General features: G+C 53.6%; 16 protein-coding genes. 6 read left to right on the top strand and 10 right to left on the bottom strand.

The window, feature by feature from the left end; all coding sequences use genetic code 11:
- Positions 1-188 precede the first annotated feature (188 nt).
- The 5 genes from RID21_RS11410 to RID21_RS11390 form a co-directional block, all read right to left on the bottom strand.
- Positions 189-791, bottom strand: a complete 603-nt coding sequence (locus tag RID21_RS11410; RefSeq protein ID WP_350189017.1) for a leucine-rich repeat domain-containing protein — start codon at positions 789-791, stop codon at positions 189-191.
- A gap of 613 nt (positions 792-1404) precedes the next feature.
- Positions 1405-1611 (bottom strand): ankyrin repeat domain-containing protein, encoded by a 207-nt coding sequence (locus RID21_RS11405; protein WP_350189015.1) that lies wholly within the window; start codon positions 1609-1611, stop codon positions 1405-1407.
- Positions 1562-2197, bottom strand: a complete 636-nt coding sequence (locus RID21_RS11400) for an ankyrin repeat domain-containing protein (protein ID WP_350189013.1) — start codon at positions 2195-2197, stop codon at positions 1562-1564. The genes RID21_RS11405 and RID21_RS11400 overlap by 50 nt, the downstream gene beginning before the upstream one ends.
- 1076 nt (positions 2198-3273) lie before the next feature.
- Entirely contained in the window at positions 3274-4533 is a 1260-nt protein-coding gene (locus RID21_RS11395; RefSeq protein WP_350189011.1) for a sulfate adenylyltransferase, read from the bottom strand.
- Positions 4534-4705: 172 nt separating this feature from the next.
- A complete protein-coding gene (locus RID21_RS11390; protein WP_350189009.1) occupies positions 4706-5527 on the bottom strand; it encodes a sugar phosphate isomerase/epimerase family protein in 822 nt (273 codons plus the stop codon).
- A gap of 144 nt (positions 5528-5671) precedes the next feature.
- Here RID21_RS11390 and RID21_RS11385 point away from each other — a divergent pair, with 144 nt between their 5' ends.
- Positions 5672-6481: an SDR family NAD(P)-dependent oxidoreductase gene (locus RID21_RS11385; protein ID WP_350189007.1), complete on the top strand. Its 810-nt coding sequence runs from the start codon at positions 5672-5674 to the stop codon at positions 6479-6481.
- Positions 6482-6571: 90 nt separating this feature from the next.
- On the opposite strand, the gene rpsT is transcribed toward RID21_RS11385, so the two are convergent.
- Both rpsT and RID21_RS11375 read right to left on the bottom strand, forming a co-directional pair.
- Positions 6572-6841 carry a 30S ribosomal protein S20 gene (gene rpsT, locus RID21_RS11380; RefSeq protein ID WP_149345247.1) on the bottom strand — a complete coding sequence of 90 codons (270 nt, stop codon included), beginning with the start codon at positions 6839-6841 and terminating at the stop codon, positions 6572-6574.
- A gap of 207 nt (positions 6842-7048) precedes the next feature.
- Positions 7049-8464, bottom strand: a complete 1416-nt coding sequence (locus tag RID21_RS11375) for a tetratricopeptide repeat protein (RefSeq protein ID WP_350189005.1) — start codon at positions 8462-8464, stop codon at positions 7049-7051.
- A gap of 349 nt (positions 8465-8813) precedes the next feature.
- Between RID21_RS11375 and RID21_RS11370 the strand changes: the two genes are divergently transcribed.
- The 5 genes from RID21_RS11370 (at position 8814) to RID21_RS11350 (ending at position 12626) form a co-directional block, all read left to right on the top strand.
- A complete protein-coding gene (locus tag RID21_RS11370) occupies positions 8814-9821 on the top strand; it encodes a 3-keto-disaccharide hydrolase (RefSeq protein ID WP_350189003.1) in 1008 nt (335 codons plus the stop codon).
- Positions 9822-9879: 58 nt separating this feature from the next.
- Positions 9880-11280, top strand: a complete 1401-nt coding sequence (locus RID21_RS11365) for an MFS transporter (RefSeq protein ID WP_350189001.1) — start codon at positions 9880-9882, stop codon at positions 11278-11280.
- A complete protein-coding gene (locus tag RID21_RS11360) occupies positions 11280-11513 on the top strand; it encodes a hypothetical protein (protein ID WP_350188999.1) in 234 nt (77 codons plus the stop codon). The genes RID21_RS11365 and RID21_RS11360 overlap by 1 nt, the downstream gene beginning before the upstream one ends.
- A 264-nt stretch (positions 11514-11777) precedes the next feature.
- Positions 11778-12233 carry an Hsp20/alpha crystallin family protein gene (locus tag RID21_RS11355; RefSeq protein ID WP_350188997.1) on the top strand — a complete coding sequence of 152 codons (456 nt, stop codon included), beginning with the start codon at positions 11778-11780 and terminating at the stop codon, positions 12231-12233.
- A gap of 9 nt (positions 12234-12242) precedes the next feature.
- Positions 12243-12626 (top strand): Hsp20/alpha crystallin family protein, encoded by a 384-nt coding sequence (locus tag RID21_RS11350; protein ID WP_350188995.1) that lies wholly within the window; start codon positions 12243-12245, stop codon positions 12624-12626.
- A 5-nt stretch (positions 12627-12631) separates the two neighbouring features.
- On the opposite strand, the gene RID21_RS11345 is transcribed toward RID21_RS11350, so the two are convergent.
- The 3 genes from RID21_RS11345 to RID21_RS11335 are packed head-to-tail and all read right to left on the bottom strand — an operon-like array spanning position 12632 to position 16306.
- The gene (locus tag RID21_RS11345; protein WP_350188993.1) at positions 12632-13753 is read right to left on the bottom strand and encodes a tetratricopeptide repeat protein; all 1122 of its coding nucleotides are present in this window, start codon (positions 13751-13753) and stop codon (positions 12632-12634) included.
- On the bottom strand, positions 13750-15522 hold the full coding sequence (locus RID21_RS11340) for a CRTAC1 family protein (RefSeq protein ID WP_350188991.1): 1773 nt from the start codon (positions 15520-15522) through the stop codon (positions 13750-13752). The genes RID21_RS11345 and RID21_RS11340 overlap by 4 nt, the downstream gene beginning before the upstream one ends.
- Positions 15503-16306, bottom strand: coding sequence for a creatininase family protein (locus tag RID21_RS11335; RefSeq protein ID WP_350188989.1), 804 nt, complete (start codon positions 16304-16306; stop codon positions 15503-15505). The genes RID21_RS11340 and RID21_RS11335 overlap by 20 nt, the downstream gene beginning before the upstream one ends.
- Positions 16307-16358 lie beyond the last annotated feature (52 nt).

Raw genomic sequence — 16358 nt, 5'->3', positions numbered from 1 at the left:
CCACCGCACACAGAAACAACAGCAGATCGAACGCCCCCGCACCTGGAGAGAACTCAGGAAAACCAGGAAGCAATGGCAACAATTTGCTCTGGTGGGAAACTATTTGTAATCGGAGTTACTAGCGCCTTGCCGCTCAGGAGGATACGGGGTCGATTGCAAATCACGTTTTGGAAGCATCCAATCAATCATCACATCGTCAATCCCTTGTTGAGATCGGGGAGATGTTTCCAGAGTTGCAGCATGCCCTCGCGTGTGATTGTAGTGCCCCTGGTACTGAGCGATTTCAACTGAGTCATGCCGTTCAAATATGGCAGACCTGCGTTTGTCAGTCTGGTGTAATCAGCCCACAGAGTTTTTAGCCTGGGGAGTTTGGCTATTTCCTGCAGAAATTGATCGTCGATGTTGCTTTCAATCAAATCCAGTTTTTCAAGTTTTTGGCAGTTGACGATCTCTTTGAAACCATCCACTGTCAGCATATCACATTCATATAATGAGAGTTTCTTGAGTGATGAGAACTTGACATTGGCGAATCCGATCCCGGCAATTTTTGTGCACCCCAAGTCAAGGTCCTCCAGTCGCCGCAGGTACGTTAATTTTGCAAGCCCTTCATCTGTCACTTGCGTGCCGCTGAGAAATAAATACGTAATTTGAGAGGCACCTGATTGCATAAAGATGTCCAGATCCTGGTCATCTACCTTTTGGTCCGTCAGATCTACCCAGTCATTTTCGCCCTGTTCGTTTTGCATAATGCGTCCGCCCTTACTTTCGACGAACGAAATTAATTCTTCCATACCAATTCCTTTCCTGAACATGGATTTCAAATGTTGAGATTGATGAATTTCTGTTTTGTCGAGTTGAAGGGAGCGGGATCCGGATTCTTTGGTTCTCTTTGTGAGGTTCAGATCCGTTCCACTTCGCGATTTTCAGCTACGGGCGTGCGTTACTTTTGCTTAACATCGACCGTCGGGTTGACGGGATCAGCAGCAGCCCTGACAGAGAACATTGGGGGGGCTGATTCAGAATCAGTATCACCAGGCGGGGACATGGGAGCCCGCACACAATAGTTCGATCTGGGATGATTCCTGCTCGCTGCGCCCGGCCCGAAATGCATTTGGGCCTATCGGTTGTAGCAACCGACGTCAGCGGGATTTTCAGTCAGGTGCCAATGAGAGCAGGAGGGGATCAAATGGCACCTGGCAGACACGCAGGCCTGCTTGCAGGGGTGATTTTAGCGGAAACGTGCTCGTGATGGAAGACATAATCGGGAATGAAGGATCTGGCGGGCGGATACGTGGGGCCGCACCCCGGTTTTCAGAGGTTGGCAGGCTGGTTCTGGATTGATTGTTTCAACCGGGGCTAAGCCCCTGCGGCTGATTTGGTTTTGCCTGCTGTTGTCGTGAAACATTAGATACGGTTTTCATTCTGCTGTGCAAGCAGTTCGGCGGTTTTGGTTTTGTGCCTGCAGATGGCGTAAGTTTCGGCCGTTTCTCCATCATTGCAGACATGCCGGGGATCTGCCCCTTTCTGGAGAAGCAGCTTCGCGATTTCATAACTCTGGTCGTCATCTAATCCATTTGATAACGCGCACAACTCCAGGGGGGGGCGTATCATCGATATCAGTCTGACTCAGATCTGCGCCGTAAGAAATTAAAAGGCTGATGGCTTCGAACTGACCGTAGATAATTGCCAGATGCAGTGCCGAGAACCCCTGGTGCAACGAATTGATCTCGTCGGCTCCCGATTTGAGCAACTCGCTGAGAGTGGCCAGTTCTCCCTCACGGGCTGCGATTGCGATTCGTGACGGACGGCGGACTTTTTTTCTGTCATCAAGCAATTCATATTGAACGATGGTGTCCAGATCGGCTGTGACCAAGATCTGTTGTCCCGCGAACTCAATTTCAAAACCGCCCTCGCCCGCACCATCTTCAAACTGAGCCAGGGTAAATTCTTTTATGTCTTCGACCAGTTCCTCGCTGGTTTCTTCAGGAACCGTATATGTGACTGCCAGACCGCCTCTATCCTCCTCAACCCAGACTCGGATCACTCCTCCGGTGACTCCCTGGTCGGCAATCTCACTCTCTAGATAATCGGCCAGTCGTTCCCGGGTCACTTCCAGTTGGTTCATCTCTGGCTGAAGTGTGATGTGTGATTCTGATTCATCACAAAATTCTGCTGACAGAAATAATGTCAAACGCATGTTGTACTTTCCACGTTGAATGTGATCGCAATTGCTGGTCCTGGATTCTGTGCCCGATGCTGATTATTGATTCAGCTTAACGATTTTCAGCTAGGGGTGTGAGGGGCATTCCTTAAAATGATGGGTTTGGTTGTGGTTCCGGTGGAGGCGGTGCGGGATTCAATGTCACCCGGCGGGCGGACACTTGGGTCCGCACCCTGGTTTTCACGGTTGGTTCCCTGGTTCTGAATTGATCTGTTGCTCTGACGGTTTCCTGTTCGCTGCGCTCGGCCCGAATTTTATTCGGGCTTACCCGGTTGTGGGGGATTTTTTCAGAACACGGCACAGTTGGGCAAGCCAACTGTGGCAGCCGGTTTCTTACGAAATCCGGTTGGCAGGCTGGTTGTGGATTGTTTGTTTCAGACTGGGCTAAGGCCCTGCGTCTGATTTGAGTTGAGCGGAATAGCGTTTGTCATCGGTATGTGGATTGATGATCTCACTGATTACCGGCGGCTAGCGCCTTGCCGCTCAGGAGGATTTGGGTTCGATGTATTACTCTGGTTTACTGGTTTCTTCAGACAAGGTGGCATGCAGGGAGACCGAACAGATGGCTCGTGTTGTTCTGATTTTGTTGAAGGGCAGCTGGGGGTCAAGACAGAATTTTGTCCCGATGTGGCCGGATTTTGTCCTGGTGTGTCCCGGATTTTGTCCTTGTCTGACCGGAATCTGTCCTGGTCTGCCCTGAACATCGGGGGGAGAACTTTGCGAACCAGTTCAAACTGTTCTACTGAAAGGCCGGTGAAAAACGTCCGTGATTCAGGTGAATCTGAGTCAGTGGTGCGTCCTGTTCCGGTGCACGATGACCTGCCTCGCGCGCGAGCCACGTTCGAAACAGGATACGGATCGGCGGGGGCGGTTCAAGTTCAATTTGAGCAGTCCCACTCAGGATCTGCGCAGTGGTGCGTACAGGAAAGTGAGATCTGTTTATGAAGGAACAACCAGGAGTGAGACGAGCGCAGCGTGTTGTGCGCATGAAAAAAGGCAGACAGGTCGAGGCCTGTCTGCCGGTAGCTGGTTCTCGGTTAAACCGGGATCACTCAGGAGACCTTCATGGCCTCAGCGAGAATCTGAGAAGTACTTTCCCGCATGATCCGGGGATCAACCATTTCGCCCTTCTGGAGGGTGGCACGGACTTCTTTTCCGGAGATGAAGACCGGCTTTTCTTCCGAATGGTTTTCCATCAGGTCGACGCGGCCCATCGATTCGTAGTAGGCAGCGAAGCCAACGTTGACGGGCTGAATCAGCAGTTCGCCATTCAGGTTGTTGAAGATTTCCTGGGCGTCGAAGTCACCCCAGATCGCGGTGCCGTCTGCGTAAGGAGCGTCGGCATGTTTACGACCGATGACGATGTTCGTGTAACCCATGTTCTGGCGGTAGATGGCGTGCATGACGGCTTCTTTGGGTCCGCCGTAAAACATTTTGATGTCCAGGCCGAGCAGCAGAACGCGATCGGGAGGATTGTCGTCGCGGGCCCCCCAGAGTTCGGGATCGCTGTCGCCATCGCCCAGTTCGCGGTTTTCGATCAGCTTTTCGTAGGTCTGCATGCGGATTTCTGCACTCACGTCGTCGCTCTTGGTTTCCCCGATCAGCGGGTTGAGGACAGCGCCGGCGTTCTTGCCGTCTTTCAGGAGTTTTTCGAGACCGTAGACCAGGGCGTATTCGTGAGCCCGGTGCAGTGGGTTACGGGTCTGGAAGGCAACCACGGCATCCCAGCCTTTTTCTGCGATCAGGGCACGGACTTCGCGAGGAGTCAGAACGTATTTGCCGAATTCGCTGTTCTTGGGCTGAGGCAGAACGCGGATTTCACCACCGATCAGGTGAGTCTTATCAGCGTCACCTTCGAGGACCATGGCCGCACCGGGGTGGTCGGTGCGTTCGGTCTGGTAGACGCTCTGGATGTATTTGGGTTTGTCCCATTCGAAGACGTCGCCGATTTCCAGGATCGCGACGATTTCGCCTTCCGGGCAGGTCAGAGCGACTTTCTGTCCGCTGGAGAGAGTGCCGGCCAGTTCGGAAGTGACGGGCAGTGCGAGCGGGATGGTCCAGGCGTATTTCTTACCGTTGACTTCGATGCAGGCTTCGTCCAGCACGCGGTTGTAGACGTCCCCGTTCATCGGTCCGGTCAGCGGGCTCAGAGTCCCGTCGCCGAGGCGGTATACGGTAGACAAGTCGGCGGCAGAAACAGGAACCTGGGGCAGGCTGGCTGCTTCGGCTTTGAAGCTGTCAATTTCCCCTGCGGGCACTGTACAGCAAACGGGTTCAGTCAACCCTCCGTGAGGGGCAATCAGATCGGCCATTGTTTGAATTCTCAATATTTGTAAAAAGTTCCGAAATTAACGCCAGCCAGTGGGCGTCTCCAGCAGCGAAATTAGGGAAACGCCGTCAAAACTTCAAGCAACAGACAGGGGGATTCATGGAAATCAAAAAACTCTCTCGTTTCACGGCAATTTCCGCCGGTTTAAGTCGATTTCAACCACGCAAACCGGCCTGTTTCATGAGGGAATCAGTGGATTCGTATGCTTCGCGGACCCATTCCTCAATTTTGTCGGGTTCGGGGGAGTACTCGAGCTCGAGTGAAATGGCCCCGTCGATGTTCAATTTTTTAATCTCAGCCAGGTAGGGTTCGAAGTGAACAACGCCGCGTCCGGGAGGCAGATCGCCGTGTACTTTACCGTCGCAGTCCGAAATGTGGACATGAATGGCCTTGCCCTGCAGCTTCTGCAGTTCGGGTGGTTCGACGCCGGCGAGCAGGAGGTGCGAGACATCGATATTGGCCTTGAGCGCGGGATGATCGACTTCATCGACGAAGCGGACCATGGAATCGACGTCGTTGAGCAGCGAGAGGGGGAACGGTTCGAGTTCCAAGGCGATTTCCAGCCCCAGATTGGCCGCGTATTCGGCGAGCCTGCGACAATTCTCCACCGCGGTCTGCCACTGTTCTGCGGGGGGAATGACTTCGCGGTTCCAGATGTATTCCCCGAGGACCAGCAACAGGTTACGGGCCTCGTACTCGTAACAGAGATCGAGGTAATCCCTGACGCGCTGGAGATGGAACCGCTGCACACTGGGATTGAAATCGATCAGGCCGACCGCGACGCAACAGACGGACATGATGGGCAGGTCGAGCTGGTCACAGGTATCCTTGACCAGTCTCCGCTCGCGGATGTCGACATCCTGCGGATCGATGAAGATATCCACGCTGTCAAAGCCGATCTCTTTCGTTTTGTGCAATCCCCAGGCGGTATCACGACCGGCCTGAGCCCAGGCGGAGTTGATCATCCCCAGTTTCATAGAGGTTCCTTTGCAGCTGCGGTTCCGGGTGTCGTGTTTCGTTTCTTTCAAGATAACAGTCCGCTTGCAGGGAGAAAAGGCATCGATCAGAATGGGCGGAACAGTTACTGGACTCACCTCACCTCTCTGCAGGATCGGCAGCTTATGGATCTCAAATTACAGAACGTCCCCATTATCATCACCGGAGGTGCCAGCGGAATTGGACTGGCGACCGCACGGACCTTTGCCGAGGAAGGTGCCCTGCCCGTCCTCTGGGATCAGTCAGACCAGGTAACGGCGGTGGCGGAACAGCTCGCTTCAGAAACCGGGCAGCCAGTGCATGGATTTCAAGTCGATATCACCGATTTTGAAGCGTTACAGGATGTGACCCGACAGACGGTGGCGGAGGTGAAGTCGTTCGCACACCTGGTGCATGCGGCTGCGATCGGGTCGGGTAAATTCGGGTTCCCGTTTACGAATCTCACACCGGCTGACTGGCCGCGCGTGTTTGAAGTCAACATGCAGGGCATGGTGAATGTGGCGCATGCGGTGACGCCTGTGATGCAGGAGTCGGACGTGGGGAGCATGGTGTTTGTGAGTTCGATTGCCGGGCAGATCGGCTCACAGACCGACCCGCCTTACAGTGCGTCGAAAGCGGCGAATATCAACTTCGCCCAGTGCCTGGCCAAAGACCTTGCTGCGGGGGGAATTCGCGTGAATTCCGTCTGTCCGGGGATGGTACAGACGCCGTTGAATCAATCGGTGTGGCAGGCGTGGAATGATCGTCAACCAGAGGATCAGAAACGGAGCTACGAGGACTGGGCGGGGGATAAAATCCGTCAGCTGGTTCCCCTGCAGCGGTGGCAGACGACTCGGGACATTGCGGATATGATTGTGTTTCTCAGTTCGGCTCGCGCCGCGCAGGTGACGGGTCAGACCATCAACGTGGACGGAGGTTTTGTGATGCACTGGTGAGGTGTGGAGGCGGTTCCAAAAACAAAACCCCGCGCAGAGGACCTGTGCGGGGCTGGTTTATTCGGTTTCAGATCAGCTGGTTGAGCGAGACTACTCAGCTGTTTTCTGATTGGCGCTCTTTGCCAGACGTGATTTGGTCCGGGCAGCGGCGTTTTTGTGGATGATGCCTTTGGCAGCAGCCTGATCGATCTGTTTGCTGGCCAGCTGTAATGCTTTGGTGGCAGCCTGTGCATCGTCACCGGTGATCGCAGCACGGGCATTTTTGATGGCAGATCGTAATTCAGAACGGGTCGCACGGTTACGGACACGACGAACTTCACTTTTCCGCAACGCTCTTTTGGCACTTTTCGTGTTTGGCATTTTTCGACTTAAGTATTTTCTGAGTAACTATTTACTGTTCATACCAGCAACCGCATTTCAAGACGGTCGCCACAAGATATCTCAGGCAGATTGAGAAGTGTAACAATCTGTCGACGGTTATTCCAACCATCCCGAGACGCAAATATGAGGTTTTTTCAGGAATTCTGGAGAGAAACCGGCTATTTTCCCCTGCTGAGAGCGGAGAAATCAGGCCTCTACTCCGCCTTCCATGTCTTCCAGACGCTGGCGAGTGTCCCGGTAGTCGTAATCGACGGCCAGAATTTCGCTGTAGTGATCGGCCGCCTGGGATTTCTGATCTGCATCCTCATAGAGGCGTCCCAAAAGGTAGTGGGCTTCCTTGAAGGTGTCTTCCTTTTCATCCGGCGACAGCTTGGGAAGGGCCTTTTCGAACTGCCGCTTGGCGAGTTCCTTTTTCCCGTCTGCAAAGAAGCACTTGCCGAGAGAGACCAGGGCATCGGAACTGATGCGGGTGTCTTTGACGGACTGCTGCAGCAGGGGAATTGCGGAGGACCATTTTTTGAGGCGGATGAAGCGTTGCGCGAGTTCGTACTTGTACCGCATGTCGGCGGGATAGCGTTCCACACGTTTGGTGAGAACTTCGATCTCTTTCTTGATCAGCGCTTTGCTGAGCAGGGTGACCTCTTTTTTCGCTTCGGGGTTTTCCCGATCCTGGTTGAAGAGATCCCGGGCGACGGTGAGTTTTTCTTTGAGCATCTCGATGTCGATGTCTTCGACCTGCTCGCCGATGTTCGCATCTTTGCCGGAGAGTTCGTATGCCTTCACATAGCTTTCCCGGGACTCTGCCAGCTTGCCTTCGCGTTTGTAATAATCACCCAGTTTGAGGTAATGGTCTTTGTTTTCAGGCTCTTTGCGAATGGCGCGCTGCAGATCCGCTTCGACAGACTGGCCGGGACCATCAGCGGTATTACCCCGCTGGGCCTGGTGGCGCTGTTCGCGGGAAGCACGCCCTTCGTCGTAGGCAGACTGACGTTTGACAGACGAAGACTTGTCGGCTCCATCGTATCCGCCACGCACGCGGGTTTCGGTCGCCATCAGGGCGGTCACCTTGGAACGGGCATCGCCGTCCATGTTATCCAGCTTGAGCACCATTTCCCAGCACTCGCGGGCCTGTTTGTACTCTCCCTTTTCCTCGAGCAGGTCTCCCAGTTCGCGGAAATACGCCTTGTTGGTTTTATCGTTTTCGATCGCCACCTTGAAGCCAAAAATCGCAGCATCATCATAACCGAGGTTCTGGCAGGCGGTGGCCATTTCCGCATTCAGGACGGCGTCCCAGGGATTCAGAGAGAGCCCTTCTTCGGCGAGCTGATCCACGCCAGCCCAGTCCTTCTTCCTCCGGGCATTCTTGATTTTGGTTTTGATACTGGCGAGCTTCAAGACGCCCATCTTGGAACCGCTCTGATTATCGCCGTACTTCTTTCGTTCTGCGCCCCGTTTGGTCTGGCGGTAGAGCAGCGCTGCGGGCTCCAGTTTGACGGCGGTCGTGAACATCTCAATCGAGTAATCCCAGTTCTCTTTGGACAGGGCCTCGTTTCCACGTCTCCAGCAGTCAGCAGCGATTTTTTTGTTTCTGTCAGATGTCATAAATCTCTTCCGCAGTTCCTCAATGCTCAAAATCAATTCTTGAGTAGAACGACACCTCCCCGACTCCCGCATTAGGGATATCGGTACGAAAGGCCCGCACCTTGTTCTTTATCTTCTATTACGCCTCAGTGTTACATCATACAAGATTTTTTAACACCCTACCATCACAAGTTTTAGTTAATTTTACTGCACAAACGCATCGAGCGAATGGATTCGGACTACCTGAACTTGCATCTCTGATGCCGCCTTCGCACAATGGAAGCCTCTTCGCTGATCAACTGATCTGGGAAGATCCGTCCCAGTCCATACAATCAATCGACCGACTCAAGAACACTCCGGGAGTATCACAATGAAGCAGTTTATGATTCGCGCCCTCACTGGCTGCTGTGCTTTTTTAATTCTGGCCCAACTGGGACTGGCTGACTCGAAAGACCCGAAGTGGGCCGCCAACAGCGTAGAAAAAGCGGGTCCCGACTTTCAGATCCAGGGCGAATACTCGGGGATCCTGGGTGGTGGTGATGAAACTCTCAAGTATGGGATACAGGTGATTGCCCTGGGTGACGGTCAGTTTGAGGCCGTCGGCTATCCCGGTGGGCTCCCCGGCGATGGCTGGAACCAGAATGATAAAGTTAGCGTACAGGGCTTCAAAATTGGCAATCTCATCAGATTCAAATCGGAAGATGGACGCGCCGACCTGGAGGACGGGAAGTTCAACATCTATGATGCGGAAGGAATCGAAGTCGGCGTGCTTGACAAAGTCCAGCGTAAAAGCCCGACCCTGGGTAAACCGGCTCCTGAAGGAGCCACCATCCTGTTCGATGCGAAACAGCCTGAAAATACTGTGAAGAACTTTGAAAACGGTCGCGTGACCGAAGATGGTCTGCTGATGGAAGGTGTCACGAGTAAAAAGAAATTCAAAGATGGTCACCTGCATCTGGAATTCCAGCTCCCCTTCATGCCGCAGGCTCGTGGCCAGGGACGCAGCAACAGTGGCTGTTACGTGCTCGGGCGTTATGAAGTTCAGATCCTGGACTCCTTCGGTCTGGAAGGGAAAGACAACGAGTGTGGTGGGATTTATAAAGTCGGTGCTCCCAGCGTAAATATGTGCTTCCCCCCCCTGGCCTGGCAGACCTACGATATCGATTTCACCTCTGCGAAATATGATGATAAAGGAAACAAAACAGCGAAAGCCCGCATCACCGTGAAACACAACGGCGTCACCGTGCACGATGATCGCGAGATTGATGAACCGACTCCCGGAGGGACCAACAAGGATGAATCCATCGCAGGTCCTCTGTTCCTGCAGAACCATTCGAATCCGGTCCGGTTCCGGAATATCTGGGTGATTGAAAAATAACCCCAACCGTATTGACGGTAATCACTCATGAGATTTCACAACCGGGAGCCGCTTACTGATGACAGATTCAGAGACAGAGACGCTTTCACTGGAAAAGACTGATTTCGCACTAAAAATGCGACTGATTGTGATGATGTTCCTGCAATACTTTGTGCAGGGCTGTTATCTGCCCATCATCACGCTCTACCTGATTGATGCCCTGGGCTTCTCCGCATTTCAGATCGGCGTATTCGGGGCGGCACTTGCCGTAGGCCCCCTGCTCGCCCCGTTTGTGTTCGGTCAGATCGTCGACCGCCATTACGCGACAGAGCGCGTGCTCGCGTTCTGCCATTTATCGGGTGGCGTGATCATGCTGGCTTTGTTTCTCCAACAGAGTTACTGGCCGGTCGTGATTCTGGGTGTACTCTATTCGATTCTGTATGTCCCCACCATGATGCTCACGAATTCACTCTCATTTCAGCATCTGAAAGACAGTGACCGCGAATTTCCCCTGATCCGTCTGTGGGGAACCATCGGATTTGTGGTCCCCGCCTGGCTGGCAGAGGGACTCTTTTTACGCGGACTTTCAGGTGACGCGTTGAATACGGGTCGCGGTATTGTGCTGGCGATGGCGGGGGTGGCTGGTCTGCTGATGGCTGCCTACTGTTTATCGCTCCCGCATACGCCTCCTGTGAGTAAAGATAAGAAGGACCTGGCCCCCGGTAAGGTGCTGAAGATGCTGAAATACCGGCACTTCCTGGTGCTGGTGCTGGTCGCCTTTATTATTTCGATCGTGCATAAGTTCTATTTCCAGTGGAACAGCCCGTTTCTGAAAAACGTCCTCGTCATGGGAGACGTCACAGGGGCCTGGGAGCAGCGAATCAGTTCGATTGGGCAGGTGTTTGAAGTGCTCGTGATGGCGGGTCTGGGTTTCGCCCTCAAGAAATTCGGGTTCAAACTGGTCATGCTGGTCGGTCTGCTCTCCTACCTGGTTCGCAGTCTGATCTTTGCTTACGCTTCCACACTGAGCGATGCGTTTCCGCTGGCAATGGCGTTGACCAGTCTGGGCCAGGCGATGCATGGTCTCTGTTTTGGCTGCTTCCTGGCGGCTGCTTACATCTATGTCGATAAGGTCTGTCCGCTGGATGCACGCGGGAGTATGCAGACGTTTTTCGGAACGTTTGTCTTTGGACTGGGGATGTTTGCCGGCGGGTTCATCAGTGGTTCGATCGGTGACTATTTCACATCGCCCGAAAAAGAGACGCTGGTACGGGCGGCGTGGAATATCGAATCGCAAACAGGCATCCAGGCATTCACTCAGAAGAACCTGGAGGGTCAGTCGATTGATCTGCTCCGCGACTGGCCGGGAATCTGGCTCAGCAGTGCCGCAATCGCCCTGTTGGCAACGCTGTTGTTCTGGTTTCTCTTTCCCCGGCTGGACACGTCCCAGCGTATGGATCCGGATGAAGACCAAAGTTGATGCCTTTTGAAATTCCCGAAAATGTTGTGATAGGTCTGTTTGTCGCGGCTTTCTCGCTGTGGGGGCTGATCAAAGAAAAGTGGTTCCTGGCGGAAACACGCAAAGGACAGAAGCTGACCCGCTGGTTTGGACCTGCCCGTGCGGTCTGGGTGCTGCGCGTGATCTTTCTGGTCGGAATCCTGTTTGGTCTGCTGCTGGCGGCTGGGCTGATCCGGCCCATTCAATGGGGATGAGAGGACAGGTTTCTATCTGATCATTGCCTATCACTGTCAATTTGGCATGGCATCTAGTGGTCATCCACGCCGTTTCTTCATGCCAGAATGACATCTGGTACGGATCCCTTCATCCACCCGACCTCAACCAAAACACCTATCCCACTAAAAAATAGACACTTACAACACGTCCCGCGAAATCAGTATCTCCCTGAAAGAATGGTATGCTCTTTGCTTTCTTAAGGAGTCGAGTTACGTATCTAAACTTAGAGTGAGGATCATACCATGCCGATTTTTCGCTGGGATCAATCCTGGAACCCGTTGCGGGACCTGGAACGTGAAGTTGATCGACTGATTCAGGGAGTCGAATTCTCAGTCCAGGGGATTCGTATGCCCCGCCAGTATCCGGCTGTGAATATATTTGAACTGGAGCACGAGTTTCTGATCACTGCAGAGCTTCCGGGCATGCAGGTTGAAGATCTGGAGTTGACGATTGCCAACAGCATACTGACGCTCAAAGGGCATCGCAATTCCCCCGTCTCTGAGAACGAAGCCATTCCGGAAGAGCGTTTTCGACGTCGAGAACGGACCTTCGGTGAGTGGCAACGCTCGATCAGTATTCCGGATCGGATATCGGACGAACATCTCTCTGCTGAGTTCAATGACGGTGTGCTGAAGATCCATCTTCCCAAGCTGGAAGAGGAAAGTCCTCGTCAAATTCCGGTCAGCTCAGGAGAATAGGAGGCTTAGATGAGTCAACCACACGAACATGAAGAACCGCGTTCTCTGTCGCATCCGGAGCAGTTTGTATTTACTCCGCCGATTGATATTTACGAAACCGATGAAGGTCTGGTGCTCTACGCGGATCTGCCAGGCGTCTCCGTCGGATCACTGGAACTGCAGGTACAAGACAACAAACTGACACTGCTCGGAAAGGTCGAACCACAGATCCCCGAAGGCGCACGTCCGATTCATAAAGAATACGAAGTCGGAAATTATCTCCGCTCTTTTATTCTCAGCGGAGAGATCGTGCACAGTGAGATTGAAGCCAAGCTGACCAACGGGGTCCTGCGTATTTTTCTGCCGAAAGCCCCCAAAGCAGAGCCGCGACGGATTCAGGTCAACACAGGCTGAGAGCGTCAGTTATGTTGAGACTGCTTCTTTTCCACGGTGTCGCTCTGTAGCGATGAGGGGCGGAGATCGTCTTCCTTGATCAATTCCTGATTCCGTTTCTGAAGTTCCAGGGCCTCTTCACGTTTCCCCGTCAGACCGGCTGCCCGGGCCAGTGCCGATACATAATGGCGGTTGTTTTGGTGATTCTCATAGAGCGGTTTGAGCAATGAGTACGCTGCCTCTCCCTGACGCTGGTAAAGGAGCAAGTCTGCCTTGATGAGCAGGCTGTCAAAGTCCTGCGGATCAATCTGCAGCGCCTGATCGATGTGCTGGAACGCGGACGCGATCTGCCCCTGATTGCGGTCGATGGTCGCCAGATAGCGCAGGGCGGCGATTGATTCAGGTTCCTGCTCCAGACACCAGCGGGCTTCCCGTTTAGCGGTTTCCAGGTCTCCCGTATACAGAGACGCGTAAGCCAGACTCAAATGAGCCGGAAAGGAATCGGGCTGGAGATAGAGTGCTTCCTTGAGGGGCACGAGCATTTCGCTGGTCCGCCCTGCTTTTTTGAGAATCTCTGCCAGCAAGAGCTGATTCTCTGCATTACCTGGTTCCAGTTCCACGCAACGTCGGGCATAGCGGAACGCACGTCGATAACGCCCCTCCTGCTGATAAATACTTGCCAGGGCCTTCTGGTATTCAATCTGCTCTGGATTCTCCCGTACCAGTATCTGCAAAGCCGGCTTCGCACGGTCCGGGAGATCCTGCTCCAAAGCGATGTCCGCGATCGCTGTCACCGCCTCGAAGTAGTGCGGGTGCCGGGAAGTAACATGCGAGAAATTTTCCAGAGCCTGAAAAGGGGCTCGCTGCCGAATCAGTTCACCGAGCTGATAATGGGCGAACTCATCTTGCGGATGATCCTGCAGGTAAGCGATTAACTCTTTCTGCCGGTCTTTATCTGACTTCTGTTGTACTGACGATTGAGAGTCTTGCTCTGGGGCAGATGACGTCGATTTACTTCGTCCCAACCAGAGGAATAGCACCAGTACCCCGCAGCCGAATATTGCCACGACGGCCCCGCTCGACCAGAGTTTTTTCTGGGGGGAAGTCAAAGTGCGAAAGGGTTGCTCCGGTTCAAACGGCGTGTTCATTCTTTAGACTGGCTGGGGGACGATTTCTGTGAGTCGCTGTTACCTTCTATCAATGTATAGTGCTGCCCCGCCTTGAATCCAGTCCAGATCTCCGATTTCCCTCCGGGCCAGATGACTTTCACCGTGACCGGCGCACGATGCTCACCCAATCCTACCAGTATTTGAGACTCATCAGCCGACAGATAGCTGCTGCTCCCCTTCCGTAACCGCATCAGCTTCCGCTGCCCGACAGTGATTTCCACAACAGCCCCGATCGCGCTGCGGTTCGCCTCGGTTCCGATCAGTCTCAGGGCGATGCTCTGACCTGCGGTCCGGGTTTGATTCTGCAGCAGGACCACCTTTTGATTTAAATGAGAGACAGCCAGATCAGCCAGCCCATCCCGATTAAAATCAGCAGTGGCACTCCCCCGCCCGACCCGCCTCGTCTGAAAGAAAGGCCCTGCAGAGTTTGAGATCTCACGAAAGCGGGTTCCGGATTCATTCCTGAATATCTGCGGTTCCTGTTCAAACGGCTCACTTTTGCCCAGTTGGGCCAGCCGATCATGCACATGTCCGTTGGCGACAAACAGATCTTCCCAGCCATCGTTATCCAGATCGACAAACGAAGTCCCAAACCCCAGACGAACCCGACTCGGCGCCGCCAGCCCGGTCTCGTCGGTGACATCCAGAAAAAACAGGGCACCTTCGTTGCGATAAAGCGTGTTGGTTTCTCCAAAGTAGTTAGTTACGAATAAATCCAGGGTGCCATCCCCATTATAATCTGCACCGGCCAGCCCCATGCCCGCTTCACGGTCCCCTTCCCGATTGAAGGCCAGCCCTGCGATCAATGCCTGATCGGTGAAGTTCCCTCGCCCATCATTGATCCAGAGCTGATTAGCCACAGAGTCATTGGCCACGTAAATATCCTGGTCGCCATCCAGATCGTAGTCTGCAGCAAAGACTCCCAGTCCCTGTCGGGCGGGTTCACTGTGCAAACCGGACTGCTGGGAGACATCCAGGAATTTACCGTTACCCAGATTACGATAGACCACATCATATTCGCCTGGTACATAGCGCGGATGACAGACGAAATAAACCCGCGAGTTATCAACCCGGCGACTGCAAAGAGGATAGTGCTCCCGATCAATCTCCAGATAGTTGGCAACATACAGGTCCAGTAGCCCGTCGCCATTGAGATCTACCCAGGTACAGCTGGCACCGTAACCGGGATGATCAACGTGGGCCGCCTGTGATATATCGTCAAAGGTTCCGTCACCATTGTTGGCATACAATTGATTGCGACCAAACACACTGACATACAGATCCTCAAAACCGTCGTGATTAAAGTCGCCGACAGCCATACCCATTCCGTATCCGAAGCCGGTCAGCCCCGAAGACCGCGTGATGTCCTGAAACTCACGCCCTTCCACATTCCGAAACATGCGATGTGACCAGTCCAGGTCTGAAACCTGTTTCTTACGCAGTGCAGATTGCCATTCTTCTCCCTGGGCACAGAACAGGTCGGGAAAGCCATCGTTATCATAGTCGAACCAGCCAACCCCGGATCCCATCATCAGGTGCAGATGCCGGGTAACGGTCAGCGGCGAGCGATGCTGAAATGAAAGCTGCACAGCATCGGTCACATCTTTGAGCTGTATTTGATCCGCTGGTTCCTCTGCGGCAAGCATAACTGTATCGCCAATCGACATGCAGCTGAGCAGACAGACCGTCCATCTCAGCAACTGGAACAGACGGGAAGCTGTATTTCGTCTAAAACGGAAATTGCTCATCCAGTTCCGCCTCGGAGAGTTCGACCAGAAACTGAGACAATCGCTCGACCAGAATCTGCATCAGCTTTTCCCCTTTTTCAGCAGATGCCTGATGTGGATTTCCGGATCCCGTATTGGTGGTCAACAGATGCCAGGGACGCGTAATGCTCACCCAGCCTGAATTAACGGCAGTAAATCGGGTCGGATTCGTGGCCCCTTCGTCTGCGAGCAGCGCTCCGGACTCAGGATCCCGGACAACCAGATGAGGGAAAAATGCCAGAGCGAGCGAGGTTTCCATCTCCCCGGCGTGATCGTCGGGATTCTCAAAGATCTGCGGCTTCACATCAGCGGTGGTCCCGCGAAACCAGTCAGCCAGAAAGATCTGGACCGGCGTGGTGCCGTGCAGTTCCCGCAAGAGTGGTTTGAAATCGTTCCCCCCGTGGCTGTTCAAAATCAGCAGCTTCTCCACACCATGATTCGCCAGGGAATCGACCAGATCAGAAATGATCTGCCCCAGTGTAGAAGGATTCACATTCATGGATAACGGAAACGCACTCTGGTTCGTCTCGGTGCCGTAAGGGATGGGGGGCAGCATCACAACCTTCGCTCCCCGCTGCCAGGCAGCTTCACAGACACGTGAGCCGATGGCTTTGGCTTCGAACGTATCAGTCCCGTACGGCAGATGCAGATTATGTGGTTCAGTAGCCCCCATCGGCAGCACTGCTACTTCATAGGAACATTCTTTGACATGCGCATAGTTGGTTTCGGCTAAGATCCAGGGACGCATCGCAGGTTCTGCAGACACTCAGTTCTCTCCTTGTCTGGAGTTTTCCGGGAGTGGTTTGATACATGATTAT

This window comes from Gimesia sp. (assembly GCF_040219335.1).
GTDB lineage: Bacteria > Planctomycetota > Planctomycetia > Planctomycetales > Planctomycetaceae > Gimesia.
The sequence above is the reverse complement of the archived record's forward strand: the minus strand, read 5'-3'. Positions and strand labels throughout refer to the sequence as shown.

Coding starts and splice junctions, on each gene's coding strand:
- RID21_RS11410 (WP_350189017.1), bottom strand. CDS start 791: ATGGAAGAATTAATTTCGTTCGTCGAAAGTAAGGGCGGACGCATTATG.
- RID21_RS11405 (WP_350189015.1), bottom strand. CDS start 1,611: ATGATACGCCCCCCCCTGGAGTTGTGCGCGTTATCAAATGGATTAGAT.
- RID21_RS11400 (WP_350189013.1), bottom strand. CDS start 2,197: ATGCGTTTGACATTATTTCTGTCAGCAGAATTTTGTGATGAATCAGAA.
- RID21_RS11395 (WP_350189011.1), bottom strand. CDS start 4,533: ATGGCCGATCTGATTGCCCCTCACGGAGGGTTGACTGAACCCGTTTGC.
- RID21_RS11390 (WP_350189009.1), bottom strand. CDS start 5,527: ATGAAACTGGGGATGATCAACTCCGCCTGGGCTCAGGCCGGTCGTGAT.
- RID21_RS11385 (WP_350189007.1), top strand. CDS start 5,672: ATGGATCTCAAATTACAGAACGTCCCCATTATCATCACCGGAGGTGCC.
- rpsT (WP_149345247.1), bottom strand. CDS start 6,841: ATGCCAAACACGAAAAGTGCCAAAAGAGCGTTGCGGAAAAGTGAAGTT.
- RID21_RS11375 (WP_350189005.1), bottom strand. CDS start 8,464: ATGACATCTGACAGAAACAAAAAAATCGCTGCTGACTGCTGGAGACGT.
- RID21_RS11370 (WP_350189003.1), top strand. CDS start 8,814: ATGAAGCAGTTTATGATTCGCGCCCTCACTGGCTGCTGTGCTTTTTTA.
- RID21_RS11365 (WP_350189001.1), top strand. CDS start 9,880: ATGACAGATTCAGAGACAGAGACGCTTTCACTGGAAAAGACTGATTTC.
- RID21_RS11360 (WP_350188999.1), top strand. CDS start 11,280: ATGCCTTTTGAAATTCCCGAAAATGTTGTGATAGGTCTGTTTGTCGCG.
- RID21_RS11355 (WP_350188997.1), top strand. CDS start 11,778: ATGCCGATTTTTCGCTGGGATCAATCCTGGAACCCGTTGCGGGACCTG.
- RID21_RS11350 (WP_350188995.1), top strand. CDS start 12,243: ATGAGTCAACCACACGAACATGAAGAACCGCGTTCTCTGTCGCATCCG.
- RID21_RS11345 (WP_350188993.1), bottom strand. CDS start 13,753: ATGAACACGCCGTTTGAACCGGAGCAACCCTTTCGCACTTTGACTTCC.
- RID21_RS11340 (WP_350188991.1), bottom strand. CDS start 15,522: ATGAGCAATTTCCGTTTTAGACGAAATACAGCTTCCCGTCTGTTCCAG.